General features: G+C 72.2%; 24 protein-coding genes. 11 read left to right on the top strand and 13 right to left on the bottom strand.

All coding sequences use genetic code 11. The features are described from left to right. The first annotated feature begins 14 nt into the window (after window positions 1–14). Together ACWEV0_RS18080 and thrS are read left to right on the top strand one after the other, a co-directional pair. Window positions 15–836, top strand: a complete 822-nt coding sequence (locus ACWEV0_RS18080; protein ID WP_453150273.1) for a DUF6817 domain-containing protein — start codon at window positions 15–17, stop codon at window positions 834–836. A 197-nt stretch (window positions 837–1033) separates the two neighbouring features. Continuing rightward, complete coding sequence (thrS, locus tag ACWEV0_RS18075; protein WP_453150272.1) at window positions 1034–2266, top strand: threonine--tRNA ligase; 1233 nt, start codon at window positions 1034–1036, stop codon at window positions 2264–2266. Here the strand turns inward: thrS and ACWEV0_RS18070 are convergent. From ACWEV0_RS18070 to ACWEV0_RS18050, 5 genes are all read right to left on the bottom strand, one after another. Next, a complete protein-coding gene (locus ACWEV0_RS18070) occupies window positions 2263–3195 on the bottom strand; it encodes a nucleotidyl transferase AbiEii/AbiGii toxin family protein (protein ID WP_453150271.1) in 933 nt (310 codons plus the stop codon). The genes thrS and ACWEV0_RS18070 overlap by 4 nt on opposite strands. Beyond that, window positions 3192–3791, bottom strand: a complete 600-nt coding sequence (locus ACWEV0_RS18065) for a hypothetical protein (protein WP_453150270.1) — start codon at window positions 3789–3791, stop codon at window positions 3192–3194. The genes ACWEV0_RS18070 and ACWEV0_RS18065 overlap by 4 nt, the downstream gene beginning before the upstream one ends. Before the next feature lie 85 nt (window positions 3792–3876). Beyond that, window positions 3877–4224, bottom strand: coding sequence for a thioredoxin (gene trxA, locus ACWEV0_RS18060; protein WP_453150269.1), 348 nt, complete (start codon window positions 4222–4224; stop codon window positions 3877–3879). Next, entirely contained in the window at window positions 4221–4643 is a 423-nt protein-coding gene (locus ACWEV0_RS18055; RefSeq protein ID WP_453150286.1) for a MerR family transcriptional regulator, read from the bottom strand. Before ACWEV0_RS18055 ends, trxA begins: the two co-directional genes overlap by 4 nt. Window positions 4644–4692: 49 nt before the next feature. Next, window positions 4693–5214 carry an Lrp/AsnC family transcriptional regulator gene (locus ACWEV0_RS18050; protein ID WP_403791937.1) on the bottom strand — a complete coding sequence of 174 codons (522 nt, stop codon included), beginning with the start codon at window positions 5212–5214 and terminating at the stop codon, window positions 4693–4695. Between the two features lie 44 nt (window positions 5215–5258). On the opposite strand from ACWEV0_RS18050, the gene ACWEV0_RS18045 reads away from it, so the two are divergent. Further along, window positions 5259–6173 (top strand): NAD-dependent epimerase/dehydratase family protein, encoded by a 915-nt coding sequence (locus ACWEV0_RS18045; protein ID WP_453150268.1) that lies wholly within the window; start codon window positions 5259–5261, stop codon window positions 6171–6173. Continuing rightward, complete coding sequence (locus tag ACWEV0_RS18040) at window positions 6170–7042, top strand: aldo/keto reductase (RefSeq protein ID WP_453150267.1); 873 nt, start codon at window positions 6170–6172, stop codon at window positions 7040–7042. Before ACWEV0_RS18045 ends, ACWEV0_RS18040 begins: the two co-directional genes overlap by 4 nt. A 317-nt stretch (window positions 7043–7359) precedes the next feature. Here ACWEV0_RS18040 and ACWEV0_RS18035 read toward each other — a convergent pair whose 3' ends face one another. Further along, window positions 7360–8727, bottom strand: coding sequence for a cation:dicarboxylate symporter family transporter (locus ACWEV0_RS18035; RefSeq protein WP_453150266.1), 1368 nt, complete (start codon window positions 8725–8727; stop codon window positions 7360–7362). 212 nt (window positions 8728–8939) lie between these two features. On the opposite strand from ACWEV0_RS18035, the gene ACWEV0_RS18030 reads away from it, so the two are divergent. The 3 genes from ACWEV0_RS18030 (at window position 8940) to ACWEV0_RS18020 (ending at window position 12158) form a co-directional block, all read left to right on the top strand. After that, window positions 8940–10691, top strand: coding sequence for a sensor histidine kinase (locus ACWEV0_RS18030; RefSeq protein WP_453150265.1), 1752 nt, complete (start codon window positions 8940–8942; stop codon window positions 10689–10691). Continuing rightward, the gene (locus tag ACWEV0_RS18025) at window positions 10688–11404 is read left to right on the top strand and encodes a response regulator (RefSeq protein WP_453150264.1); all 717 of its coding nucleotides are present in this window, start codon (window positions 10688–10690) and stop codon (window positions 11402–11404) included. The genes ACWEV0_RS18030 and ACWEV0_RS18025 overlap by 4 nt, the downstream gene beginning before the upstream one ends. Window positions 11405–11549: 145 nt before the next feature. Beyond that, window positions 11550–12158: a helix-turn-helix domain-containing protein gene (locus ACWEV0_RS18020; protein ID WP_453150285.1), complete on the top strand. Its 609-nt coding sequence runs from the start codon at window positions 11550–11552 to the stop codon at window positions 12156–12158. 49 nt (window positions 12159–12207) lie between these two features. On the opposite strand, the gene ACWEV0_RS18015 is transcribed toward ACWEV0_RS18020, so the two are convergent. Together ACWEV0_RS18015 and ACWEV0_RS18010 are read right to left on the bottom strand one after the other, a co-directional pair. Beyond that, window positions 12208–12936, bottom strand: coding sequence for an RICIN domain-containing protein (locus ACWEV0_RS18015; protein WP_453150263.1), 729 nt, complete (start codon window positions 12934–12936; stop codon window positions 12208–12210). 114 nt (window positions 12937–13050) lie between these two features. Beyond that, a complete protein-coding gene (locus ACWEV0_RS18010; protein ID WP_453150262.1) occupies window positions 13051–14076 on the bottom strand; it encodes a 6-phosphofructokinase in 1026 nt (341 codons plus the stop codon). Window positions 14077–14345: 269 nt separating this feature from the next. On the opposite strand from ACWEV0_RS18010, the gene pta reads away from it, so the two are divergent. The 3 genes from pta (at window position 14346) to pyk (ending at window position 19164) form a co-directional block, all read left to right on the top strand. Beyond that, entirely contained in the window at window positions 14346–16427 is a 2082-nt protein-coding gene (gene pta / locus ACWEV0_RS18005; RefSeq protein WP_453150261.1) for a phosphate acetyltransferase, read from the top strand. Further along, window positions 16424–17659 carry an acetate kinase gene (locus ACWEV0_RS18000; protein WP_453150260.1) on the top strand — a complete coding sequence of 412 codons (1236 nt, stop codon included), beginning with the start codon at window positions 16424–16426 and terminating at the stop codon, window positions 17657–17659. The genes pta and ACWEV0_RS18000 overlap by 4 nt, the downstream gene beginning before the upstream one ends. A gap of 74 nt (window positions 17660–17733) precedes the next feature. Continuing rightward, entirely contained in the window at window positions 17734–19164 is a 1431-nt protein-coding gene (pyk, locus tag ACWEV0_RS17995; protein ID WP_453150259.1) for a pyruvate kinase, read from the top strand. A gap of 115 nt (window positions 19165–19279) precedes the next feature. Here the strand turns inward: pyk and ACWEV0_RS17990 are convergent, their stop codons facing one another. The 4 genes from ACWEV0_RS17990 to ACWEV0_RS17975 form a co-directional block, all read right to left on the bottom strand. Next, window positions 19280–20548 carry a hypothetical protein gene (locus ACWEV0_RS17990; protein WP_453150258.1) on the bottom strand — a complete coding sequence of 423 codons (1269 nt, stop codon included), beginning with the start codon at window positions 20546–20548 and terminating at the stop codon, window positions 19280–19282. Beyond that, window positions 20538–21125, bottom strand: a complete 588-nt coding sequence (locus ACWEV0_RS17985; RefSeq protein ID WP_453150257.1) for a DUF6114 domain-containing protein — start codon at window positions 21123–21125, stop codon at window positions 20538–20540. Before ACWEV0_RS17985 ends, ACWEV0_RS17990 begins: the two co-directional genes overlap by 11 nt. A 132-nt stretch (window positions 21126–21257) precedes the next feature. Continuing rightward, a complete protein-coding gene (locus ACWEV0_RS17980; protein ID WP_451608157.1) occupies window positions 21258–21914 on the bottom strand; it encodes a DUF6230 family protein in 657 nt (218 codons plus the stop codon). Between the two features lie 603 nt (window positions 21915–22517). Next, on the bottom strand, window positions 22518–23486 hold the full coding sequence (locus ACWEV0_RS17975) for a tetratricopeptide repeat protein (RefSeq protein ID WP_453150256.1): 969 nt from the start codon (window positions 23484–23486) through the stop codon (window positions 22518–22520). A 282-nt stretch (window positions 23487–23768) separates the two neighbouring features. Between ACWEV0_RS17975 and ACWEV0_RS17970 the strand changes: the two genes are divergently transcribed. Continuing rightward, entirely contained in the window at window positions 23769–24395 is a 627-nt protein-coding gene (locus ACWEV0_RS17970) for a TetR/AcrR family transcriptional regulator (RefSeq protein ID WP_453150284.1), read from the top strand. 78 nt (window positions 24396–24473) lie between these two features. Here ACWEV0_RS17970 and ACWEV0_RS17965 read toward each other — a convergent pair whose 3' ends face one another. Continuing rightward, a complete protein-coding gene (locus tag ACWEV0_RS17965; protein ID WP_403791957.1) occupies window positions 24474–26174 on the bottom strand; it encodes an acyl-CoA mutase large subunit family protein in 1701 nt (566 codons plus the stop codon). Window positions 26175–26235 lie beyond the last annotated feature (61 nt).

Raw genomic sequence — 26235 nt, 5'->3', positions numbered from 1 at the left:
TATTTTTGTGCCCCATGGGAAGCGACCCGACCGACCCCGCCGCCTTCGCCGCGGCCCGCGACCTGCTGACCCGCCGCGGAGCGGCCACCCTCCCCCACCCCGGCGGCACCCTCCTCGCCCACCTCGAACGCGTCGAGTCCCGCCTCGCCGCCTGGGGCGGCCGCTCCGACCTGCGCCTCGCCGGCCTCTGCCACGCGTTCTACGGCACGGACGGCTTCGCCGAGAGCCTGCTCCCCCTGGAGCGGCGCGGCGAACTCGCGGCGGCGATCGGGACGGAGGCCGAGGAGCTCGTCCACTTCTACGCGAGCTGCGACCGGGAATTCTCGTACGGCCGCCTCGCCGCCGAGGACGGTCCCTTCCGCGACCGCTTCTCGGACACGACCTTCCTTCCGACGGCCCGGCGGCGAGCCGACTTCGCGGAACTCACGGCGGCGAACGAACTCGACCTGGCGGCGGCGAATCCGGAATTCCGCACCGCCTGGGGCGGCCCGCTGCTGCGCCTCTTCACCCGGTGGCGACCGCGCCTGAGCGAGCGGGCGTTCGCCGACGCGCGGGCGCTTCTCGTCCTGGACGCCGAGGAGCGCCGCAGCTTCCTGCGGGAGCTCCGGCTGGGCGAGGTCCGCACCGGCGTGGTGTCCCGGATCGAGGACTTCGGCGTCTTCGTGGAGCTGGGCGGTGTCGAGGGCATGGTCAACGCGACTCGGCTGACCCGGCACCACTACATCCGCTTCACCGACGTCGTCACGGTCGGCGAGGCGATCCGGGTCGAGGTCCTCGACATCGACCACGAGCGGGAGCGGATCTCCCTCTCCGCGAAGGGGCCGCTACGCCGATAATCGCCGCGCGCGGCGGGGCGCGGGCTGCTAGCGTCAGCGGCATGAAGCGCGCTGCCGTCCACACGACGACGCCGGAGAGTGTCCCGGCGCGCTGACAGCTGTCTTTGTCCGAAGCCCCGGGGCGAGTGCCCCGGGGCTTCGGCGTTTCCACGGGTGCTCGCCCCCTCCCTTCGACTTCACCGAACCGAGGAGTGACCATGAGCGAGTCCCACGACGTCGTCGACCACCGCAGGCTGGGCCGTGAGCTCGAACTGTTCGACACCGATCCGCTGATCGGGGCCGGGCTGCCCTACTGGCTGCCGGACGGGGCCGTCGTACGCCACGCCCTCGAGGAGTACGTAAGGGAGGCCGAGCGGCGGGCCGGGTACCGGCACGTGTACTCGCCGGTGCTCGGGAAACGCGAGCTGTACGAGATCTCCGGGCACTGGGCGCACTACAGCGACGACATGTTCCCACCCATGGACGTCGGCGGGGAGGAGATGGTGATGCGGCCGAGCCTCTGCCCGCACCACGCCGTGATCTTCCGCTCCCGCACCCACAGCTACCGCGAACTACCGCTGCGGATGGCCGAGTTGGGCGGCATGTACCGCTCCGAGCTGTCGGGCGTGCTCGGCGGCCTCACCCGGGTGCGGGCCATCCAGCTCAACGACGCGCACATCTTCTGCACCCTCGACCAGGTCGCCGAGGAGGCCGCCGGCGCACTGGAGCTGATCCGGGCGGCGTACGCCGCGATGGGCATCGTCCCGGTCCGCTACCGGCTCTCGCTGCCGGGCCCCGGCGGGAAGTACGTCGACGCGCCGGAGAAGTGGGAACGCTCGATCTCCCTCCTCCGCGAGGTCCTGGACGCGTCCGGGCTCGACTACGAGGAGGCGGAGGGCGAGGCCGCGTTCTACGGGCCGAAGATCGACGTCCAGGTCGCGGACCCGGCCGGGCGCGAGTCCACCCTCTCCACCGTGCAGGTCGACTTCCACCAGCCCGAGCAGTTCGACCTCCACTACATCGGCGCCGACGGCGCCAGGCACCGCCCCGTGATGGTCCACCGCTCCGTCGTCGGCAGCGTCGAACGCGCCGTCGCCCACCTCGTCGAACTCCACGCCGGCGCCTTCCCGGCCTGGCTCGCCCCGGTCCAGCTCGCCGTCCTCCCCGTCTCCGACGCCGAGTACGACGCCGCCGCCCGCCTCGCCGCCCACTGCACCGCCCTCGGCCTGCGCGCCGACATCCTCCCCCCGTCCCGCGGCACCCTCGGCGCCCGCATCCGCGCCGCCCGCCTCGCCCCGTACCAGGCGGTCATCGGCGCGAAGGAGGCGGCGGCGGACGAGGTCTCGGTCCGCCTGCGGGACGGCCGCCGCCTCGACCCGATGCCGGCGGAGGAACTCCTTGATCGGGTACGGGGGTTGGTGGCGGCGCACTCGACCGAGTTGTGGGCCTAGAGGAGCGGGGCCACGACCGCGAGGAGGCGGGCGCCGAGCTCGCGTCGCGCCTCCTCGGAGTCGGCGTGCGGGTCGCCGAAGCCGTCCCAGTCGACCTCGCCGAGCGCGGCCTCGAACATGCCCAGGGTCAGCGACTCGTTCGCGTACCCCGGCCACTCGTCCGCCTCCCGCAGCAGCCGCTCCACGAGCGCGAGCGGCGGCGGGCAGCTCTCGGCCAGGAGCACCGCGTCGTACAGGTCCTTGCCCTGCGGGTACATGTCGCTGAGCAGCCACATGAGTTTCCAGGCGAGGGAGAGTTCGCGGCTCGCGGCCGTCACGCCCACGCCCGCGACCTCGGCCGGCTCCGCGGACAGCGGAAGGGGCTCGTTGAAGACGAAGTCGAGCTGGACCTGGCCGCCGGGCAGGCCCGGCATCGTCCACGGGATCACCAGCCGGTGGCCGGGCACCCGCTCGTAGGTCCAGATCTCCTCGGTCACGGCCCCGGCCGCGGAGAGTTCGACCTCGGCCCCCACCGTACGGGCGTGCCGCTCGGCCGCCCCGGTGATGCCGTCGAGCATGGCGCGAGTGCGCGGCTCCTCGATGCGCCATGTCTCGGGGACCACGACGAAGTCGATGTCCTTGGGCGCGCGGGCGGCCTCGCCGAACCAGGCCGACATCAGCATGCTTCCGCGCAGGACCAGGGAGTCCGCCCAGGGCGAGCCGGCGACGGCAGCGAGGACCAGGTCGAGGGCGGAGCGGCGGGCGGTCTGCCAGCGGGCGCGGAGCTCCGGGTCCTGGACGACGGTGTCCGTGGGGGCGAAGGCCCGGTCGAACTGCTTGAGAGCCGGGTCGAAGGCCCGATGCCGGACGGCCGCGTCGCCGATCCCGGCGGTCAGGGTGCGGGGCAGCTGGTCTCGGTACCGCAGGTAGTCGGAGTCGGGGTCGGTCACGGGGTTTCCTCTCGTACGGTCTCGTCCAGCCAGCCCTCGTCGAGCGACAGGTCACTGTCCGACAGCACGAACTCCAGTTCCTGCGACAGGAGTTCGTGCCCGGCCTCGACCAGTGCGGCGCGCAGCGCGGCGCAGGCCCGGCCCGCCACGTCGGCGGGTCCCGGGTGCCGCTGTGTCACGAAGCGCTCATGCCGACCGCCCGGGCCCGGCAGCACCCGGCGGGCGTTCCAGGAGACATGGGCTCCGTGCGGGACGACGAGCGCTTCGAGCATGGCCCGGTCGTAGCGCGCGGGCAGCGCCAGCTTGAGGTGGTGCTCGTAGTAGCCGCCGCCCGGGCCCGCGGGCTCCTCGCTCCACGGCACCGTCTCGACCTTCACCCGAACCGGCTCGAACCCGTCGGCCCGCAGGGCGGCCACGACTCCCGGATGGCTCGTGCGGTCCGGCAGCGTCAGCATCGGCTGGACGGGCATGCGACCTCGGGCGAGGACGATGGTGGTGAGCTTCAGCCCCCGGTCCGCCGCCCACGCGCCGAGCCGGGTCCGCTCCCCCTCGGTCCCGCAGCGGACCGTGACATGCGTCTCGTGGATCTCGTACACCCGAGCGAGTCTGACACGCGGTGCGCGGGCGTATCACCCGGTTTCCCGGCGCACTGCTGCTCAGGGAGACCCTGGCCCGGCCCCGCTAAGCGCCCACCGGCTCCAGTACGTCCGACAGCTCCTCCAGGAGGCGGCGCTTCGGGCGGGCGCCGACCATGGACTTCACCGGTTCGCCGGAGCGGAAGACCAGAAGGGTGGGCATGGAGAGGACGCCGAAACGGGTGACGGTGGCCGGGTTGGTGTCGGCGTCGATCTGGACGATCTTGAGCCGGCCGGTCTGTTCCTCGGCGATCGCGCTGAGGACGGGGGCCAGTTGGCGGCAGGGGCCGCACCAGTCGGCGGTGAACTCGACGAGGACCGGGAGTTCGGCTCCCAGGACCTCGGTGTCGAAGTCGGTGTCGGTGACCTCGGCCACGCCCTTCGCTCGGATCATGATGTCCGCTCTCCCTGTTTCCGCTCGTGTGGTGTGAGTTCGCACCGCGGCTCCGGGCCGGCGGGCAGTTCCGCCTCGGCCCGGAGCAGCTGCGCGCCGACCTGGGCGCGCACCTGCTGGAGCTGTGCGATGAGTCCGTCGATCTCGGCGAGCTTGCGCCGGTAGACGGCGAGGGACGCGGGGCACGCGTCGCCCGCCAGGTGGCCGGCGCGCAGGCAGTCGACGAAGGGCCGGGTCTCCTCCAGGTCGAACCCGAAGTCCTGCAGGGTCCGGATCTGCTGGAGGAGCCGCAGGTCGTCCTCGTCGTAGGTGCGGTAGCCGTTCTCCGTGCGCCGTGCGGTCAGGAGGCCGCGGGACTCGTAGTAGCGCAGAGTCCGCGTGGTCGTACCCGCCCGCTCGGCCAGCTCGCCGATTCGCATGTCCACGAACGTAAGCCTTGACGCCGACGTCAGGGCAAGGAGGAATCCGTCAGACGCCCGGCGGGAGCAGTGGCTTGCGCTCGACCGGTGAGGAGAGCACCACGGAGGTCGTGGTGCGGCCGAGGGCCGAGGTCTGTTCCAGGATCTCCTCCAGATGCACCGTGTCGGTGACGGCGACCTTGAGGATCCAGCAGTCCTCACCGACCACGTGGTGGACCTCGCGGATCTCGGGGCGGGCGATCAGCTCCAGGGTGCGCGGGTGCTTGAGGTTGTAGCCGCCGTGCGGGTTGACCCGGATGAACGCCTGGATGCCGTAGCCGAGGCGGGCCGGGGCGACCTGGGCGCCGTAGCCGGTGATCGCGCCGCACGCCTCAAGGCGGCGGACCCGTTCGGTGACGGCGGCGGGGCTGAGCCGGACCCGGCGGCCGAGCTCGCTGAGCTTGATGCGGCCGTCGCTCTGCAGCAGGTCCAGGATCTGCCGGTCGATGGGGTCGAAGGCGCCCGCCGAGGTTTCGACGGTGGCGGCGCGCGGATGCCGTGGTTCCTTCGGTGCGACGGCCTGGACTCCCATGTTTCCCCCTTCAGACAGCGAGCGCTCAACGTAACACTTGAGGCATGGAGATTCTGATCATCGGCGGCAACCGCTATTTCGGAAAGCGCCTGACGGCGCGACTGCTCGACGGCGGGCACAGGGTCACGGTGCTCAATCGGGGTTCCTCACCGGCACCGGCCGGGACGATATCCCTGGTAGCCGACCGCGACGACGAGGCGGCCCTGGAAAAGGCGCTCGCCGGGCGGACTTTCGACGTCGTGGTGGACCAGGTCTGCTACACGCCGCGCCAGGCGGATATCGCCCGGCGGGTTTTCGCGGGGCGGACCCGGCGTTATGTGATGACGTCGACGGTGGAGGTGTACGAGTACGAGGACTCCGCCGTCCCGGTCGCCGAGGACGCGCTCGATCTGGACACGGTCACCGTCGACCTCGGACTGCCGTGGCAGGACCCGGAGTTCCTGGAGGCGCACTACGGGGAGGGCAAGCGGCAGGCGGAGGCGGTGTTCGCGGCGGCCGCGGCCGAGGCCGGCTTCCCTTGGGCCTCGGTGCGGGTCGCGCACGTGCTCGGCGGCGCCGACGACTTCACCGGGCGGGTGGCGCACTACGCGGACCGGATCCGGTCGGGCGAGCCCGTCGCCGTACCGACGACGAACCGGCCGGCGACCTATGTCTACGTGGAGGAGATCGCCGCGTTCCTCGCCTGGGCGGCGACCGGTTCGGAATTCACCGGGCCGGTGAACGCGCATTCCCACGGGCCGCTGACGACGGCGGAGATCTGCGCGGAGATCGAGGGCCTGGTGGGCGGCCGGACGATTTTCCAGGAGGTGGAGGTCGGGGAGGTGTCGCCGTTCTCCTTCGCGCGCGGATACGCGATGGACAATTCCCGCGCGGAGCAGCTCGGATATCGTTTCTCGCATTCCCGGGAATGGATCCGCACGGCCCTTTCCGAGACGATCACGGCGGAGGTCGCCCGATGATGCACCGCACGCTCGGCGACCGCGTCACCGTCAGCGCCATCGGGCTCGGCGCGATGCCCCTCTCCATCGAGGGCCATCCGGACGAGGCCCGCGCGCTGGCCACCGTCCATGCCGCCCTGGACGCGGGCGTGACCCTGCTCGACACGGCGGACTCGTACCATCCGCCGGGCGGCGCCACCGGCGCGAACGAGCGGCTGGTCGCGCGCGCCCTCGCCGGCCGGGACGACATCCTCGTCGCCACCAAGGGCGGCCGGGGCCGCAGCGCCGACGGCGGCTGGACGGTCGACGGCCGCCCCGAGCACCTGCGGCGCGCGGCGGAGGGCTCGGCGCGGCGGCTGGGCGGCGGCGCGATCGGCCTGTACCAGCTGCACAAGCCGGACCCGTCCGTCCCGTACGCCGAATCCCTCGGCGCGCTACGGGAGTTGGTCGACGCGGGCACGGTCCGGCTGGCCGGGATCTCCAACGTGGACCGCGAGCAGATCCTGCTGGCCCGCGAGATCCTGGGCGACGCCCTCGTCTCCGTACAGAACCAGTACTCGCCCGCCGTCCGGGACAGCGAGCCCGAACTCCGCCTCTGCGCCGAGCTCGGCCTGGCCTTCCTGCCGTGGAGCCCGCTCGGCGGGATCTCGCGCAGCTCCCTGGACGGGCCGTCCGGCCGGCAGGCCGACCCGCGCTTCGCCGCCTTCCACCGGGTGGCCGCGGCGCGCGGGGTCAGCCCCCAACGGGTGGCGCTCGCCTGGCTGCTGGCCCGCCCGGGTGGACACGTCCTGCCGATCCCGGGCGCGAGCCGCCCGGAGACCGCTCGCGACTCCGCCCTCGCCGCCGAACTGCGGCTGACGGCGGAGGAGTTGGCCGAGCTCGGCGAGTGAAACGGCGGAGGGCGACGGGATGCTCCCGGCCGCGATCGCCTGCTGCGCGACGGCGACGGAACGCCCAGGCCGGGCGAACCCCGCGACGACGACGGAACGCCCCCGGCCACGCGAACCACAGCGACGGAAGCCCCCGGCGCGCGGACCCCGCCACGACGACGGAACGCCCCCCCGGCCGCGCGGACCCCGCCACGACGACGGAATGCCCCCGGCCGCGCGGGCTGCGCGACCAGGGGCATTCCGTACCGGGACCCGGATCCGGCTCAAGGCCCGGGGCCCGGGGGTGCAGGGGCCGTCGGTGACCGTCGGCCGAGGGGTCAGACGCCCGCCCGCGCCTTCTCCTCGCCCTCGTCCGCAGGGCGCTGGTCCGGCACCGCCGAGGGCGCGCCGTGGCCGTCGTCGACGAGCGTGGTCTCGTCGAAGGGGACGCGGCCGGCGAGGACCTCGGCGGCCCGGGCCTTGTCGATCTCCTTGGTCCACGTGCCGACGAGCACGGTGGCGACGGCGTTGCCCGCGAAGTTGGTGAGGGCGCGGGCCTCGCTCATGAAGCGGTCGATGCCGACGATCAGGCCGACGCCGTCGACGAGCTCGGGGCGGTGGGACTGCAGGCCGCCGGCGAGCGTCGCGAGGCCGGCGCCCGTCACGCCCGCCGCGCCCTTCGAGGCGATGATCATGAAGACGAGGAGCGAGATCTGCTCGCCGAGCGCCAGCGGCTTGCCCATCGCCTCGGCGACGAACAGCGAGGACATCGTCAGATAGATCGCGGTGCCGTCGAGGTTGAAGGAGTAGCCGGTCGGGACGGTGATGCCGACCACCGGCTTGCTGACGCCCAGGTGCTCCATCTTGGCGATGAGCCGCGGCAGCGCCGACTCGGACGACGAGGTGGACAGGATCAGCAGGAACTCGCGGCCGAGGTACTTGAGCAGGGCCAGGATGTTCACGCCGGCGACGAGCCGCAGCAGCGTGCCGAGGACCAGGAAGACGAAGAGCGCGCAGGTGACGTAGAAGCCGACCATGATGACGGCGAGCGACTTCAGGGCGGCGGTGCCGGTCGCGCCGACGACGGCGGCCATCGCGCCGAAGGCGCCGACCGGGGCGGCCCACATGATCATGGCGAGGATGCGGAAGACGAGCTTCTGGATGTGTCCGATGCCGCGGAGCACCGGCTCGCCGGCCTTGCCCATGGCCTGGAGCGCGAAGCCCGCAAGCAGCGCGACGAGCAGGGTCTGGAGGACCTCGCCCTCGGTGAAGGCGGAGACCATGGTGTGCGGGATGATCCCGAGGAGGAAGTCGGCCGTGCCCTCGTGCGCGCCCTCCGCCTGCTTGGCGCCGGCGGCGGCGAGGTCCTTGGTGAGGTGGAGGCCGGAGCCGGGCTCCAGGATGTTGCCGACGACCAGGCCGATGGCGAGGGCAACGGTCGACATGACCAGGAAGTAGCCGAGGGCGAGGCCGCCGACGGCGCCGACCTTGGCGGCCTTCCGCACCGAGCCGACCCCGAGCACGATCGTGCAGAAGATGATCGGCGAGATCATCATCTTGATGAGGCTCACGAAGCCGGCGCCGAGCGGTTTCAGCTCGACGGCGAAGTCGGGCGCCAGGAACCCGACGGCGATGCCGAGCAGGACGGCGCCGATCACGGCCAGGTACAGATAGTGGGTGCGGTCCCGTCGTGCGGTTGCGGCCACGGGGTCCTCCTCGTGCTCGGGGGGTGTCCACGTCCCGGTGGACTCCGCGACTATCCACCAGCCTGTGACCGGGGTCACCCTTGCGTACGTTTCGTTCACGGTCGAACGGAAGTCCGCGACCGGCGATCGGCGGAACGGTCGGCATCCGGTCGACATAACGATTCGGGTCGCGCGGTACGAGGGAGCAAATCGGGCGGGGCACACTGGCAGTCATGCGTCTCCCCCTCCCCCGGCCCCGCAGCCTCGCAGCTCAGCTCTTCGCGATGCAGGTCGTGCTCGTGGCCGTCGTCGTCGCGGGATGCGCCGTCTTCGCGTACGTGACGGACCGCGCCCAGGCCGAGGAGACGGCGCGCCGCCAGTCGACGGCGACCGCGACGGCCGTCGCCGCCTCGCCCTCGGTGGTCGCGGCGGCGCGCGCGGCACGGACCGTGAACCCGACGACGGTGCTCCAGCCGTACGCGGAGGAGCTGCGCCGCCGGACCGGCGTCACCTTCGTCGTGATCATGGCCCCGGACGGCACCCGCTGGACACATCCGGAGCCGGAGCAGATAGGCCGCAGCTACCTGGGGCACATCGCGCCCGCCGTGCGCGGCGAGACCTTCTCCGAGACGCACCTGGGCGTGCTCGGGCCGTCGGTCCGCACGGTCGCGCCGGTCCGTGACCATGCCGACCACGACCGGGTGATCGCCCTGGTCAGCGCGGGCATCACGATCGAGCGGATCAGCGAGCAGGTACGGGAGCAGGTGACCGCGCTGCTCGGGATGGCGGGCGCGGCGCTCGCGCTCGGCGGCGTCGGCACGTACGTGATCAACGCCCGGCTGCGCCGGCACACCAAGGGGATGAACGCGACGGAGCTGAGCCGGATGCACGACTACCACGAGGCCGCGCTGCACGCGGTGCGCGAGGGTCTGGTGATGCTGGACGGGCAGCGGCGGATCGCGCTGATCAACGACGGGGCGCGGGAGCTGCTCGGGCTGGCGGACGACGCCGTGGGCCGCTCGGCGGCGGAGCTCGGGCTGCCGGCGCCGCTCACGGGCGCGCTGCTCGCGTCGGAGCCGCGGGTGGACGAGCTGCACCTGACGGACGAGCGGGTGCTCGTGGTCAGCACCCGCCCGGTGGTGGGCGGCGAGCGCCGCGGCACCGTCGTGACGCTCCGGGACCGCACCGAACTCCAGGCCCTTTCCGGCGAGTTGGATTCCGAGCGGGGCTTCACGGAGGCGCTGCGCTCGCAGGCCCACGAGGCCGCGAACCGCCTCCACACCGTCGTGTCGCTCATCGAGCTGGGCCGGGTCGAGGAGGCGGTGGACTTCGCCACGGCCGAGCTGGAGCTGGCGCAGGCACTGACCGACCGGGTGGTGAGCGCGGTCGGCGAGCCGGTGCTCGCCGCGCTGCTGCTCGGCAAGGCGGCGCAGGCCAACGAGCGGGGCGTGGAGCTGGTGCTGACCGAGGACAGCCGGATCGACGACGGCGTCCTGCCGGTGTCGCTGCCGGCCCGCGACCTGGTGACCATCCTCGGCAACCTCGTCGACAACGCGGTGGAGGCGGCGGGCGGCACCGTCCCCGCACCCCGCTCGGCCGGCCCGGCCCATGAACCCGGCTCGCTCGGTGACGCGCCGACCGCGCCGCGCAGCGGCCGGGTCACGGTGACCGCGCTCGCCGAGGGCGGCGAACTGCTGCTGCGCGTCGGCGACAACGGCCCCGGCGTACGGCCCGAGGACCGGGCCGCCGTCCTGGACCGCGGCTGGTCGACCCGGGGCCCGGGCCGCGGCCTCGGCCTGGCGCTCGTCCAGCAGGCCCTGACCCGGGCGTCCGGAAGCCTCACGCTCGCCGAGTCCGCGCTGGGCGGCGCTGAGTTCACGGCCCGGCTGCCCCTGGACCGTACCGCCGGCGGGGACGCCGGCCGTGTCCCCGCCGGCGCCCCCGCCCGTACCGCCCCGGAGACCGCCGCGGAGGTGCGCGCATGAGCGACGTCGCAGCGAAGCCCGGCATCCGGGTGCTCGTCGTCGAGGACGATCCGGTCGCCGCCGACGCGCACGCGCTGTACGCGGGACGGGTGGCCGGCTTCACGGTCGTCGGGGTCGCGCACTCGCGGGCCGAGGCCGTGCGGGTGCTGGACCGGGTGCCGGTGGACCTGATCCTGCTCGACCTCTACCTCCCCGACGGGCACGGGCTCCAGCTGCTGCGGGCGCTGCGCGCGGCCGGGCACGCGGCGGACGTGATCGCGGTGACCTCGGCGCGCGACCTGGCCATCGTCCGGGAGGGCGTGTCGCTGGGGGTCGTGCAGTACGTGCTCAAGCCGTTCACCTTCGCCACGCTGCGGGACCGGCTCGCCCGGTACGCGGAGTTCCGCGCGTCGGCCGGGGAGGCGTCCGGACAGGACGAGGTGGACCGGGCGCTCGCGACGCTGCGCGCCCCGCAGCCCGCCGCGCTGCCCAAGGGTCTGAGCGGGCCGACGCTGGAGGCGGTGACCCGCTCGCTGCGGGCGGCGGCCGACGGGCTCACGGCGGCGGAGGCGGGGGCGGCCGTCGGGATCTCGCGGATCACCGCGCGCCGCTATCTGGAGCACCTGGTGACGGCTGGCCGGGCGGCCCGGGCCCCGCAGTACGGACAGATCGGGCGGCCCGAGCTGCAGTACCGCTGGCTCGGGCCGACGGAGCGAACGCCCCGCGCCTACTGATCAGTTCCCATCTTCCTACGACCGTGAGCGTTGGGTGAACGCACCGTAGCCAACGGTCACCCTGCGCTCCTACCGTGGCGGGGTGCACCAACCCTCTCCGCCCTTCAACGCCCTCGCCGCTCGCCGTCTGCGCGAGGGTCTCGGCATGCAGCCCGGCCATGTCGCCTACGGTCTGCGTGCCCAGTACGGCCTCCTCGTCACCCCCGAGATCGTGATGGCCTGGGAGCGCGGCAGGATCGCCCCCACCTCCCAGGAGCTGACCGCGCTCGCCGGGGTCCTGTGGTGTTCCCCGGCCGAGCTGCTCGCCTCGGCGACCACCCTGCGCGAGCACCGGCTGGCCCGCGGCCTGGCGCCCGAGGACCTGGCCCGCCGGGTGGGCCTGGACGCCGCCGCCTACGTACGGATGGAGGAGTCGGACCAGTGGCGCGGCAACGAGCGGCAGACCGCGGCCCTCGCCGAGGTCCTGGGCCTCGCGCCGCGCGCCCTGCTCACCGCGACCGGCGCCGACGAGAAGCTGGCCGGGCTGCTGCGGGACGCGGCGACCACGCGCTGGCAGGGGTACGTGAAGCCGGTCGTGAAGCTGGTCCTGCTGCCGAAGCGGTCGGTGGAGGACGCGCTCCAGCAGCTGTTCGACGACTACCACTCCCGGATGGCGGCGACGAGCAGCTGGGGCGCGTCGGGGGCGACGGGCGACGCGGGCCGTGCGTACCTCGACGAGATCACGGAACACTTCTGGGCGGCCGTCGGCCAGTAGCTCCGGTGGCCGTGACCTCCGGTGGTCGTGACAGCGCGGCTGCCGTGCCTCAGTCCCGGCGGTCGAAGCTGAAGAGCTGGCCGCGGGCGTCCGGCCGGCACGGCGCCTGGGCGAGCGACGCCCACGCGGCCCTCGGGTCGCCGATGACGGTGACGCAGCCGCCGGGGACGCCGGAGCCGGCCGGGAGGATGCGCCAGCCGGTGACCGGGGTGCCGTACGGCGCCAGGACGAAGCCTTCGACGCGGGTCGCGTCGCCGCACTCGGCGTCCTCGAGCGCGGCGCCGGGTATCCGGCCGCGGGCCGGTATCCCGGCGCAGCCGGGGCCGCGGTCCGGGTGGTCCGTGGCGATCCGCCAGGTCGTGGATCCCAGTCGTCGAAGGGCGTAGGACGGCACGTCCGGGTCCGCGCAGTCCCGCTGGTGGACCTGCCCGCCGGGGCTGTCCCGGCGCTCGCCCAGGCACAGGTCCGAGCCGACGGCCCGGATCCGCACCGGGCCTTCGCCGGGCGCCGTGAGCACCGGGCGCCGGCGGGTGTCCGGGGGGCCGTCGCGCATGACCGCGACGACGCTGACGGTCGCGAGGACGAGCCCGGTCACGGCGATGCCGGCGACGAGGGTGCGGCGCAGCCGGGAGCGCGGGCCGGGCGGCTCCTCCTCGGGGAGGGGCGGCTCGTCGTCGGGGTCCGCCGCGTCGCAGCCGGGCCAGACGAGCGGGCCCTCGTCCGGCTCGTCCCTCGGCTCGTCCCTCGGCTCGTTCCCCGGCTCGTCCCCCGTGGTCATGCCTGCCGCCCCTTCGCCGCGAACCCAGGGGTCAAGCCTTGTTGATCGCGGCGCCGGGCTCAAGCGGGGATTCGGCCCGGCTCGTACGACCGGCCGTACGACGGCTCGTACGGCTCAGAAGACCGACTCGGCCTCGCGCATCCGGTCCTCCGGCACGGTCTTCAGCTGGGTGATGGCCTCGGCCAGCGGCACCATCCGGACGTCCGTGCCGCGCAGCGCCGTCATGTTGCCGAAGTCGCCGCGGTGCACGGCCTCCACCGCGTGCCAGCCGAAGCGGGTGGCGAGCACCCGGTCGTACGCGGTCGGGGTGCCGCCGCGCTGGACGTGGCCGAGGATGACGGGCCGGGCCTCCTTGCCGAGGCGGCGCTCCAGCTCGTACGCGAGGGCGGTGCCGATGCCCTGGAAGCGCTCGTGGCCGAACTGGTCGATCTCGCCCTTGCCGTAGTTCATGGTGCCGTCGGCGGGGTGGGCGCCCTCGGCGACGCAGATGACGGCGAACTTCTTGCCGCGCGCGAAGCGTTCCTCGACCATCTTGACCAGGTCGGCCGGGTCGAAGGGGCGCTCGGGCAGGCAGATGCCGTGGGCGCCGGCGGCCATGCCGGACTCCAGGGCGATCCAGCCGGCGTGCCGGCCCATGACCTCGACGACCATGACGCGCTGGTGGGACTCGGCGGTGGTCTTGAGCCGGTCCATCGCCTCGGTGGCGACACCGACGGCGGTGTCGAAACCGAAGGTGCGGTCGGTGGAGGAGATGTCGTTGTCGATGGTCTTCGGCACGCCCACGACGGGCACGCCGGCCTCGGACAGCATCCGGGCGGCGGTGAGCGTGCCCTCGCCGCCGATCGGGATGAGGGCGTCGAAGCCGCTCTTCTCGACGATCTCCTTGGCGTTGTCGCAGGCGGCTCGGAAGCGGGCGCGCTCCAGCCGGGAGGAGCCGAGGATGGTGCCGCCGCGGGCGAGGATGCCGCTGACGGCGTCGAGGTCGAGGCGGCGGTAGCGCCCGTCGAGCAGACCCGCGTAGCCGTCCTCGAAACCGATGACCTCGTCGCCGTAGTGCGTCACGGCCCGGTGCACGATCGACCGGATCACTGCGTTCAGGCCGGGACAGTCGCCGCCCGCTGTCAGAACTCCGATACGCATCGTGCTGGGTCTCCTGCTCGGTAGTGGTACGTGTGAGCCTCGTCGATTCTCACACGGTCGGCGGTGCGGGCGCGCTCGCTGCTACTCCGCGTCCGCGGCCCGGGCAGGCCCTCGGGGGCCTTTGGTCCCGGGCTTCGGGGCCCTTCGTCCAGCGGGCGTCGTATCGAGCCGCAGGGGTATTGTCAAGAGGGCATTGCCGCCCTATCGGTGGTTTTTACACACACCGGCTTGACATCAAGCCCATGGGAATTCGGACAGGAGACCACGGCGTGACGCGCAGCGTGTACGTGACCGGGATCGACCGCGGAGACGGCCGGCAGGTCGTCGAGCTGGGAGTCATGGAGCTCCTCACCCGCCAGGTGGACCGCGTGGGGGTGTTCCGGCCGCTGGTCCACCACCGCCCGGACCGCCTCTTCGACCTGCTGCGCAGCCGCTACCGGCTCACCCAGGACCCGGCCACCGTCTACGGCATGGACTACCACGAGGCGTCCGCGCTCCAGGCCGAGCGGGGCACCGACGAGCTGGTCTCCGTCCTGGTCGACCGTTTCCACGTCGTCGCCCGCGACTACGAGGTCGTGCTCGTCCTGGGCACCGACTTCGCCGACACCCAGCTGCCGGACGAGCTGGCGCTGAACGCCCGGCTCGCCAACGAGTTCGGCGCCTCGGTGATCCCGGTGGTCGGCGGCAAGGGCGCGACCGCCGAGTCCGTACGGGCCGAGGCGCGCAACGCGTTCCGCGCGTACGACGGGCTCGGCTGCGACGTGCTCGCGATGGTGGTCAACCGGGTCGCCGGCGAGGACCGGGCCGCGATAGCCGAGCGGCTCGCTGCCAGGCTGCCGGTGCCCTGCTACGCACTCCCGGACGAACCGGCCCTCGCCGCGCCGACCGTCGCCCAGATCACCCACGCGCTCGGCGCCTCCGTCGTCCTCGGGGACGACGCCGGGCTCGCCCGCGACGCCCTGGACTTCGTCTTCGGCGGCGCGATGCTGCCGAACTTCCTCAACGCGCTGACCCCGGGCTGCCTCGTCGTCACCCCCGGCGACCGCGCCGACCTGGTCATCGGCGCGCTCGCCGCGCACTCGGCCGGCACCCCGCCGATCGCCGGCGTGCTGCTCACCCTCAACGAGCGGCCCAGCGACGAGATCCTCACCCTGGCCGCGAAGCTCGCCCCCGGCACCCCGGTCATCTCCGTGCCCGGCAACAGCTTCCCCACCGCCGCCGAGCTCTTCTCCCTCGAGGGGAAGCTGAGCGCGGCGACGCCGCGCAAGGCGGAGACGGCGCTCGGTGTCTTCGAGCGTCACGTCGACACCGGCGACCTGCTGCGCCGGCTCTCCGTGGCCCGCAGCGGCCGGGTCACCCCCATGATGTTCGAGCACGAGCTCCTGGAGCAGGCCCGCGCCGACCGGCGCCGGGTGGTGCTGCCCGAGGGCACCGAGGAGCGGGTGCTGCGCGCCGCCGACGTGCTGCTCCGCCGTGACGTCTGCGACCTCACCCTGCTCGGCGACGTCGAGACCATCCGCAAGAAGGCCGCCGACCTGGGCGTGAGTCTCGGCGAGACCCAGCTGATCGACCCGCAGACCTCCGAGCTGCGCGACGCCTTCGCCGAGAGGTACGCGCGGCTGCGCGCCCACAAGGGCGTGACGGTGGAGCTCGCGTACGACGTCGTCTCGGACGTGAACTACTTCGGCACCCTGATGGTCGAGGAGGGCCTGGCCGACGGCATGGTGTCCGGTTCGGTGCACTCCACGGCCGCGACGATCCGCCCCGCGTTCGAGATCATCAAGACGAAGCCGGACGCGTCGATCGTCTCGTCGGTCTTCTTCATGTGCCTGGCGGACAAGGTGCTGGTGTACGGCGACTGCGCGGTCAACCCGGACCCCGACGCCGAGCAGCTCGCCGACATCGCCGTGCAGTCCGCGGCCACCGCCGCCCGCTTCGGCGTCGAGCCGCGCATCGCGATGCTCTCGTACTCCACCGGCACCTCGGGCTCCGGCGCCGACGTCGACAAGGTGCGCGAGGCGACCAAGCTGGTCCGCGAGAGCCGCCCGGAGCTGATGATCGAGGGGCCGATCCAGTACGACGCGGCCGTCGAGCCGTCCGTGGCGGCGACCAAGCTGCCCGGCTCGGAGGTGGCCGGCCAGGCGTCCGTGCTGATCTTCCCGGACCTCAACACCGGCAACAACACCTACAAGGCCGTGCAGCGCTCGGCCGGCGCGGTCGCCGTCGGCCCGGTGCTCCAGGGTCTGCGCAAGCCCGTGAACGACCTCTCGCGCGGCGCGCTCGTCAGCGACATCGTCAACACCGTCGCCATCACGGCGATCCAGTCCCAGGCCCAGGAGCTCCCGGCATGACGACCCCCACCCGTGTACTGGTCCTCAACTCCGGCTCCTCGTCGGTGAAGTACCAGCTGCTCGACATGCGAGACGACAGCCGCCTGGCGCAGGGGCTCGTCGAGCGGATCGGCGAGGAGACCTCGCGCCTCGTCCACACCCCGCTCCGGGGGAGCGGCCAGGAGAAGCGGGAGAAGAACGGGCCCATCGCCGACCACGCGGCCGCGCTGAAGGCCGTCGCCGAGGAGCTGGCCGCCGACGGCATCGGCCTGGACTCCCCCGAACTCGCGGCGATAGGCCATCGGGTGGTGCACGGCGGGCTGCGGTTCACCGCGCCGACGGTCATCGACGAGGAGGTCCTCGCCGAGATCGAGCGCCTGGTGCCGGTGGCCCCGCTGCACAACCCGGCGAACCTCACCGGCATCCGTACCGCGATGTCGCTGCGCCCCGACCTGCCGCAGGTCGCCGTCTTCGACACCGCCTTCCACACCACGATGCCGGAGGCGGCGGCGCGCTACGCGATCGACGTGGAGACCGCGGACGCGCACCGGATCCGCCGCTACGGCTTCCACGGCACCTCGCACGCCTACGTCTCCCGGGAGACGGCGCGGCTGCTCGGCAAGGCGCCCGAGGAGGTGAACGTGATCGTGCTGCACCTGGGCAACGGGGCCTCCGCGTCGGCGGTGGCGGGCGGCCGGTGCGTGGACACCTCGATGGGGCTGACCCCGCTGGAGGGCCTGGTCATGGGCACCCGTTCCGGCGACATCGACGCCGCGGTCACCTTCCACCTGATGCGGAACGCCGGCATGTCGGCGCAGGAGATCGACGAGCTGCTGAACAAGAGGTCCGGGCTCGTCGGGCTGTGCGGCGACAACGACATGCGGGAGATCCGGCGCCGGATCGACGAGGGCGACCAGCGCGCGGCGCTCGCCTTCGACATCTACGTCCACCGGCTGAAGAAGTACATCGGCGCCTATTACGCGGTGCTCGGCCGGGTCGACGCGGTGGTGTTCACGGCCGGGGTCGGCGAGAACGCGGCCCCGGTGCGGGAGGCCGCGATCGCCGGCCTGGAGGAGCTGGGCCTGGCGGTGGACGCGGACCTCAACGCCGTGCGGTCCGACGAGGCCCGGATCGTCTCGCCGGAGTACGCGCGGGTGGCGGTGGCCGTCGTGCCGACCGACGAGGAGCTGGAGATCGCCCGACAGAGCTACGCACTTGTGCGCGAATCGACCCCCGAAGGAGTGAACGCCTGAGCGGCCCCCCGCCCATTTGTACTTTCCACCAGACGGAATATTCCGCCGCGAAACAAACCGATAGGATCCGCCTCATGCGCCGTTCCAAAATCGTCTGCACGCTGGGCCCCGCCGTCGACTCCTATGAGCAGCTGAAGGCTCTCATCGAGGCCGGCATGAACGTGGCCCGATTCAACATGAGCCACGGGACCCAGGCAGAACACCAGGAGCGGTACGACCGTCTCCGCCGGGCGGTGGCGGACACCGGCCGTGCCGTCGGCGTCCTCGCCGACCTGCAGGGCCCCAAGATCCGTCTGGAGACCTTCGCGGAGGGCCCCGTCGAGCTGGTGCGCGGTGACGAGTTCACCATCACCACCGAGGACGTCCCCGGCGACAAGTCCATCTGCGGCACCACGTACAAGGGCCTGCCCGGCGACGTCTCCAAGGGCGACCAGGTCCTCATCAACGACGGCAACGTCGAGCTGCGCGTCGTCGAGGTCGACGGCCCGCGGGTGAAGACCGTCGTCATCGAGGGCGGGGTCATCTCCGACCACAAGGGCATCAACCTGCCCGGCGCGGCCGTCAACGTCCCGGCCCTGTCCGAGAAGGACGTCGAGGACCTCCGCTTCGCCCTCCGCATGGGCTGCGACATGGTCGCCCTCTCCTTCGTCCGCAACGCCGAGGACGTCAAGGACGTCCACAAGGTGATGGACGAGGAGGGCCGCCGGGTCCCCGTCATCGCCAAGGTGGAGAAGCCGCAGGCCGTCGAGAACATGGCGGACGTCGTCGCCGCCTTCGACGCCGTCATGGTGGCCCGTGGCGACCTCGCCGTGGAGTACCCGCTGGAGCGCGTCCCGATGGTGCAGAAGCGCCTCGTCGAGATGTGCCGCCGCAACGCCAAGCCGGTCATCGTCGCCACCCAGATGATGGAGTCGATGATCACCAACTCCCGGCCGACCCGCGCCGAGGCGAGCGACGTCGCCAACGCGATCCTGGACGGCGCGGACGCGGTCATGCTCTCCGCCGAGTCCTCGGTCGGCGCCTACCCGATCGAGACCGTGAAGACGATGTCGAAGATCGTCGCCGCGGCCGAGGAGGAGCTGCTCTCCAAGGGCCTGCAGCCGCTGGTCCCGGGCAAGAAGCCGCGCACGCAGGGCGGTTCGGTCGCCCGTGCGGCCTGCGAGATCGCGGACTTCCTGAACGGCAAGGCGCTGGTCGCCTTCACCCAGTCCGGCGACACCGCCCGCCGCCTGTCGCGCTACCGCACGCAGCAGCCGATCCTGGCCTTCACGACCGACGAGGGCACCCGCAACCAGCTCACCCTGAGCTGGGGCGTCGAGCCCCACCTGGTGCCGTTCGTGGACAACACCGACGCCATGGTCGACCTGGTCGACGCCGAGCTGCTCAAGCTCCAGCGCTACAACCCGGGCGACACCATGGTCATCACCGCCGGCTCGCCCCCCGGCGTCCCCGGCACCACGAACATGGTCCGGGTGCACCACCTGGGCGGCGCCGAGAGCGCCTGACGCCCGCGGCACACGACGGAGCCCCCGTCCCTCCTCGGAGGGGCGGGGGCTCCGTCGTGTGCGGCTCCCGGAAGGGTCTCGCGGGTTCCCGTGCGGTGCTCCGCGGTACGGGGACTCAGCTGGGCTCGATCGTGTTCCGCAGGCCCGGCACCGTGAGCGTGCCGCCGAACTGGCCGGCCTGCTTCACGGTGCAGCTGGTGAAGACGGCCCACGGCACGTCGAGCGGCGGCGGCGTCTCGGGGCTGAAGGTGACCGGGATGAGGCCGAAGAGGTTGCCCTTCAGCTCCTCCGTGTACATGGTCACCGTGCCGTTGCGCATCGTCGACTCCGACCCGGGGTTGGAGCGGACGTGGCCGGTCAGACCGTCGGAGTGGACGGTCAGCTGGTGCAGGTTCCAGATGTCCACCTCGTTCGCGGTGAACTTGAGGACCTTCTTGACCTTGCCGCTGCCCGTCTTCACCTCGACGATGCCGTGGTACTTGAGACCGCGCAGCTCCAGCTTGCTGGTCTGGAGGATCCACGGGTCGTCCGGGAGCAGCGGCACGCCCTCGTCCAGGTCGGCCGCGGCGAGCGCCTGCGGGTCGGCCGTCGGGCACGGGAAGCGCGGCTTGGCGCCGTCCGGGATGTCCGTGTCCTTCTTGACGTCGAGGCCCTTGGCGGAGTCGGCCAGCTCGGTGGTGGTGGCACCGGCCTTGTCGGCGGCGGCCTTGATGGCGTCCCTGGTCTTGTCGATGGTCGTGTCGGTGGACGTACCGGCAGTCGGCTTGTCGGCAGTCGGCTCCGGCCTCGGGGCCGTCGAGGCCGTCGGCTTCGGGGCCGTGGTCGTCGTCGCGGTCGCGGTCGGCTTCGGCGTGGTGGTGGGCTCCTGGGTCTTGCCCGGCAGGCCGAGCAGGTCCCCGAGCGCGTCGCCGACACCCAGAGGGTCGAGCGGGTTGACCGACTTGGTGGCGGTCGGCGTAGGCGCGGGCGCCTCGGCCTGCTTTTGCGCCGTCACGCCGGTGCCGGCGGTCGCGGTCGGCGTGGGTGCGGTGCTCGGCCCGGTGCTCGCGGAGGTGTCCGGCGACGGCGTCCCGGTCGCGGTGGCGCTCGCCGTCGGCTTCGGGGACTGCGTCCCGTCGGGCTTGGCGGTGGCGGTCGCGTCGGGGGTCGGCTCGTCCGAGCGGGTCACGCAGGGACCGGGAGCGAAGGGAATGTCCGTGCCGTTGGTGTCGGCGAGGGCGAGCCGGGGTGCCAGGCCCATGCCCACGAGCACCGCGGTGGGCATGGCCGCGAGGGCCATCGCCTTGCCGGCGGGCACGTGGATCTTGTTCAGGAAGGACTTGCGGGGCGCCGCGTGGCGCGGCCCTCTCGTCGTCCCGGCCGACTGTGTTTCGTCACCCCGCACTGTTCCTCCCGCCGTTGGCGTCGGTCGTGGTCTCGGCAACCGGCGCCTCGGCACCCTGCTGGGGGATCAGCGGCTGCGTCATTCCGGTCGTGCCGTCGTGCAAGTGGTGCTCGCCCGGGGCGGTCTCGGCCAGGGCCGCCACCACGGGCTGTTCCTCCGCCGGCTCTTCGGCCGGCTGCTCCGCCTCGGGGTCGGCCGGCGCCCAGGACGCGGACATGCCGCCGCCGACGAGGGCGAAGAGGAAGCCGACGACCAGGCCGCCGAAGTTCGACACGGGGATGGAGATGAGCCCGAGCACGATCGCCGCGACGCCCGCGAAGACTCTGACCGCGGGCTGGAACCACATCGTGAGTCCGAGCGTGATGAGCAGGACGCCGATGATCAGCGCGCCGGCGCCCGCCGTCGTCGACATGGCCAGCGTGACGTTGCCGAGCCGCATGTCGCCGTACGGCAGGTAGGCGATCGGCACGCCGCCGATCATGGTGAACAGGCCCGCCCAGAAGGGCCGCGTCTGCCGCCAGACACGGAACCGGTTCTCCTTGCGAACTCCGCGGGAAGCAGTGGTCTCGGCGCTCATGGAAACAGCTCCCTGAAAGCGGTGGTACTGAGAAAAAGGTGCTCGATGCGCGGGCGCTGGCCCGGGGAGCGGGTGAGGGGCCGCACTGGGCGGCCCCACACCCCAGGCGTCAGTCCGTCAGGGACCTTCGCGTCAGAAGCACTCGGCCTTGCCGCGGTGCAGCGACAGGTCGAGGTCGGGCAGCTTGAAGGTGCCGGCGGTGGTCGCCCACGCGGTCTGGTGGACGTCCGTCAGCTTGGCCTTCTCCGCGCGCTGGCCGAAGCCGTACGGGTTGGCCTTGGTGCCCGGCTGGATGCCCGGCTTGCCCGGAGCCTTGGGCAGCGCGCCCGCCGCGACGCCGATGTCGATGTTCTCGAACTCGGCGTTGGTCTTCAGCGAGGAGACATCCAGGTAGATGTTCTTCGCGTAGACCTTCTTCGCGTCGTCGTTGGCGCCCTCGGTACCGGCCTTCAGGACCAGCGTCACGTCGCCGACGAACGGGACGTTCGGCGTCACGACGGACTGGCACATGTTGGTGATCCAGGCCTCGGAGAAGCCGGACACGGCGACCGGGGCGGCGAAGTCCTTGCCCTCCAGGTCCTTGCCACCGTCGACGCTGCCGTACTGCACGAAGTCAGTGCCGACGAGGCTGTCGGCCTTCACCTTGAACTCCTGGCCGGAGATGCTGAAGGACGCGGCGAGCGCGCCCTGGGCCAGGCCGACACCGATGGCGGCCGTCGCGGCCACGCTCGGCACCATGACGACGGCGAACCGCTTCCATCTGGTCCCGCCACGAACCTGGGACTTCATGAGAATTCCTCCTTCTCGGACGTACATCTCCGGATGGGCCCAGGGGCCCGTCCTGGGATGGGAGAAGTGCTACGTCCTCGGGAAGGAGAGCGCCGAGGGCTCAGGCGGCACGACGCGCGTCCGAATCACCGGCGATCACCCCCGAGCGACAACCACTGGCCACGCCGTATGCGCGGCCGGATTGGACAGGCCCTGCCGGTCAGAGCAGGAACCCCCCTGTCCACGGCCGACGGCGGGGCCGTCGGCCCGCTCGGTGGGGACCCTCCGCCGCGCCGTTCGGCGGGTGTGCCGGGCTGGTGCGGTGTCGGACCGAGCGTGGCCGATCGTGGTCCATTACGGGCGCCCGCACAAGGGGGTTCGTTACTCGCTAGTAACGGCCTGATAACCACGAGACGACGGGCTGCCGCCGTCCGGGCACACAGGGTGCCACCGGGTCACACGACAAAGGGCGATGAGACCGGAGGAACTCGGACAGAATCGCGAGATCGATTTACTGCAAGTAACAGCGGCCACGATTACCAAGTTTTGGTAAAGCGCGGCCGCCGAATGTCACTGTGTCGCCAAATCGTCCCCTTCCGGGGGCGGACTGACGACCCGGAACGCCTAGAACAGGGCGCTCGCCAGGGCCTGCCGGGCCGAGATCACCCGCGGGTCCTCGGGGCCGATCACCTCGAAGAGCTCCAGGAGCCGGACCCGCACCGCGTCCCGGTCCTCGCCGAACGTGCGGCGCACGGTGTCGACGAGCCGCCCGAAGGCGTCCGTCACATGACCGCCCACCAGATCCAGGTCCGCGGCGGCGATCTGCGCGGCCACGTCGGCCGGGTTGTCGGCCGCGTTCTTGCGCACCTCGGCCGGGTTCATGTCCTGCACCCGCGCGAGCAGTTCGGCCTGGGCGAGGCCGAGCTTGGCCTCCGGGTGCTCCGGGTCGTCCGCGAGCACGTTCTTGTACGCCTGGACCGCGCCCGCCATGTCACCCGCGTCGAGCGCGGACATGGCCGCTTCGAGCAGCGCGTCGTACGGGCCGGCCGGACGCGCGGCCGGGCCGCCGTCCGCCGTCGCGTCCGCGTCGACCCGGAGCCCGGTGAGACCGAAGCGCTCCTCGCCGACCTGGATGAGCTGGTCGAGGGTCTGCCGGATCTGCGCCTCGGGCGCCGCGCCCTGGAAGAGCGGCAGGGCCTGGCCGGCGACGACCGCGAAAACGGCCGGAATTCCCTGGATGCCGAACTGCTGCATCAGCATCTGGTTGGCGTCGACGTCGACCTTGGCGAGCAGGAAGCGGCCGTTGTACTCGACGGCGAGGCGCTCGAGGAGCGGGCCGAGCTGCTTGCAGGGCTCACACCACTCGGCCCAGAAGTCGATGACGACCGGGACCTCTGCGGAGCGCTCGAGCACGTCGCGCTCGAAGCCCGCCTCATCGACGTCGATCACCAGGGCGGAGGGGGTGACGGCCGGCGAACCGCCGTGCCGCGCCGCCTCGGCGCGCGCCTGCTCCGCCTTCGCCTTGGCCTCACCGGCCGCCTTCACCGCGGCGAGGTCGACGACGCCGCTCATGGACATGTTTCGGGGCTGCATGGGTCCATCCTCCCCCTTCCGCGCGCGTAACCGGTAAGCCATGGCCGAACCGTGCCGTCCGGGGCCGGACGGCACGGTTCTCGTGTTCGTGTGCGCCGGGTCCCCACCCGGCGCGGTGGTTGTCGCGAGGTGACCGGGCGAGTGCCGCGGAGTCTTTCGCTACGGGTCGTAGCGTAAGGGGCGAGCATGGAGCGCCGCAGCGGGAAGACGGGTGAACTGCCTCACATCACCGCCCCCTGGCGCAATACCTACTGACGGGTATGGTCGTCGTCCATGTCCCCCATGTGCCGCCGCACCAGCCCCCACAGCCGTACCGGACGCCCGCGTTCAGCCGAGGCCGGCACGGCCATCCTGGAGGCGACCCGGGCGGCCCTGGTGGACCTCGGCTGGTCCAAGCTGACCATGGGCGACGTCGCCACCCGCGCCGGGGTCGCCAAGACCACGCTCTACCGGCGCTGGGGCAACAAGAACGAACTCGTCGTCGACGCCGTCGCCGTCCTCTTCGACGAACTCGAACTCCCCGATCTGGGTTCCCTCCAGGCGGACATCGAACACGTCGTGCTGCAGTTCGCCGCACTCCTCGAACGCCCCGAGACCAAGACCGCCCTGATGGCCGTGGTCGCCGAGTCCACCCGCGACGAGCCACTGCGCGAGCGCATCCGCGCGTCCATCGTCGACCGCCAGAAGCGCCTCGTCCTCCAGGGCCGCCAGCGCGCCCAGGAACGCGGCGAACTTCCCGGGGAGCGCGAGCCGGCGACCGTGGCCGCCCTCGACGACCTCATCTTCGACGTGGTCGCCGGCGCGGTGGTGCACCGCGCCCTGGTGAGCGCCGAGCCGGTCGACGGACCCTGGGCGGCCCGCCTCTCCGCGCTGCTCCTCGGCGGCCTGGGCGCGGCGGCCGCGACGTAGGACGGCACCCGGGCGGCCGGTGCACGACGGAGGGGCGGTACGGGAGTTCCCGTACCGCCCCTCATGCGTCACAAGGCGTCAGAAGCCGGCCGGCTCCGTGTAGACGCCCCACTCGTCGCGCAGCACGTCGCAGATCTCGCCGAGCGTGGCCTCCGCCCGTACGGCGTCGAGCATCGGCGGGATCATGTTGGAGCCGTCCCGGGCCGCCGCCAGCATGGCGTCCAGGGAGGCGCGCACCTTGGCCTCGTCGCGCTTGCCCTTGCGGTCGCCGAGGACCCGGACCTGCTCCCACTCGACCTCGTGGCTGACCCGCAGGATCTCCAGGTCGCCGGTGACCGAGCCGTGGTGCACGTTGACACCGACGACGCGCTTCTCGCCCTTCTCCAGGGCCTGCTGGTACTGGAAGGCGGACTCGGCGATCTCGCCGGTGAACCAGCCGTCCTCGATGCCGCGCAGGATGCCGGAGGTGATCGGGCCGATCGGGTGCTTGCCGTCCGGGTGGGCGCGCAGACCGCGCTCCTTGATCTGCTCGAAGATCTTCTCGGCGTCGGCCTCGATCCGGTCGGTGAGCTGCTCGACGTACCAGGCGCCGCCCAGCGGGTCGGCCACGTTGGCCACGCCGGTCTCCTCCATCAGCACCTGCTGGGTGCGCAGCGCGATCTCGGCGGCCTGCTCGCTGGGGAGCGCGAGGGTCTCGTCGAGGGCGTTGGTGTGGAGGGAGTTGGTGCCGCCGAGGACGGCCGCGAGGGCCTCGACGGCGGTCCGCACGACGTTGTTGTACGGCTGCTGGGCGGTGAGCGAGACACCGGCGGTCTGGGTGTGGAAGCGGAGCCACTGCGCCTTGTCGGTCTTGGCGCCGTAGACCTCCTTCATCCAGCGGGCCCAGATCCGGCGGGCGGCGCGGAACTTGGCGATCTCCTCGAAGAAGTCGAGGTGCGCGTCGAAGAAGAAGGAGAGGCCGGGCGCGAAGACGTCGACGTCAAGGCCGCGGGAGAGGCCGAGCTCCACGTAGCCGAAGCCGTCGGCGAGGGTGTACGCGAGCTCCTGCGCGGCCGTCGCACCGGCCTCGCGGATGTGGTAGCCGGAGACCGAGAGCGGCTTGTACGCGGGGATGCCGGCCGCGCAGTGCTCCATCAGGTCGCCGATCAGGCGCAGGTGCGGCTCCGGCGGGAAGAGCCACTCCTTCTGGGCGATGTACTCCTTGAAGATGTCCGTCTGCAGCGTGCCGTTGAGGACGGCCGGGTCGACGCCCTGCCGCTCGGCGGCGACCAGGTACATGCAGAAGACCGGGACGGCCGGGCCGGAGATCGTCATCGAGGTGGTGACGTCGCCGAGCGGGATGTCCTTGAAGAGGACCTCCATGTCGGCGGCGGAGTCGATGGCGACACCGCAGTGGCCGACCTCGCCGAGCGAGCGCGGGTCGTCGGAGTCGCGGCCCATCAGGGTCGGCATGTCGAAGGCGACCGAGAGCCCGCCGCCGCCGGCGGCCAGGATCATCTTGTAGCGCTCGTTGGTCTGCTCGGCGTTGCCGAAGCCGGCGAACTGGCGGATGGTCCAGGTGCGGCCCCGGTAGCCGGTCGGGTGCAGACCGCGGGTGAAGGGGTACTCGCCCGGCCAGCCGATGCGCTCGAACCCCTCGTAGGTGTCCCCGGGGCGCGGGCCGTAGACCGGCTCCACGGAGTCGCCGGAGAGCGTGGTGAAGTCGGCGTCGCGCTTGCGGGCCTTGTCGTAACGGGCCTGCCAGCGACGGCGGCCTTCCTCGATCGCGTCAGCGTCCATGCTTCAAATTTACTAGGACGTCCTAGTAAATGTCGATGGCAAAGCCCCGCACATATGTGCG

It is taken from the genome of Streptomyces sp. NPDC003943 (assembly GCF_053605265.1).
This window is presented reverse-complemented; position numbering and strand designations above follow the sequence as displayed.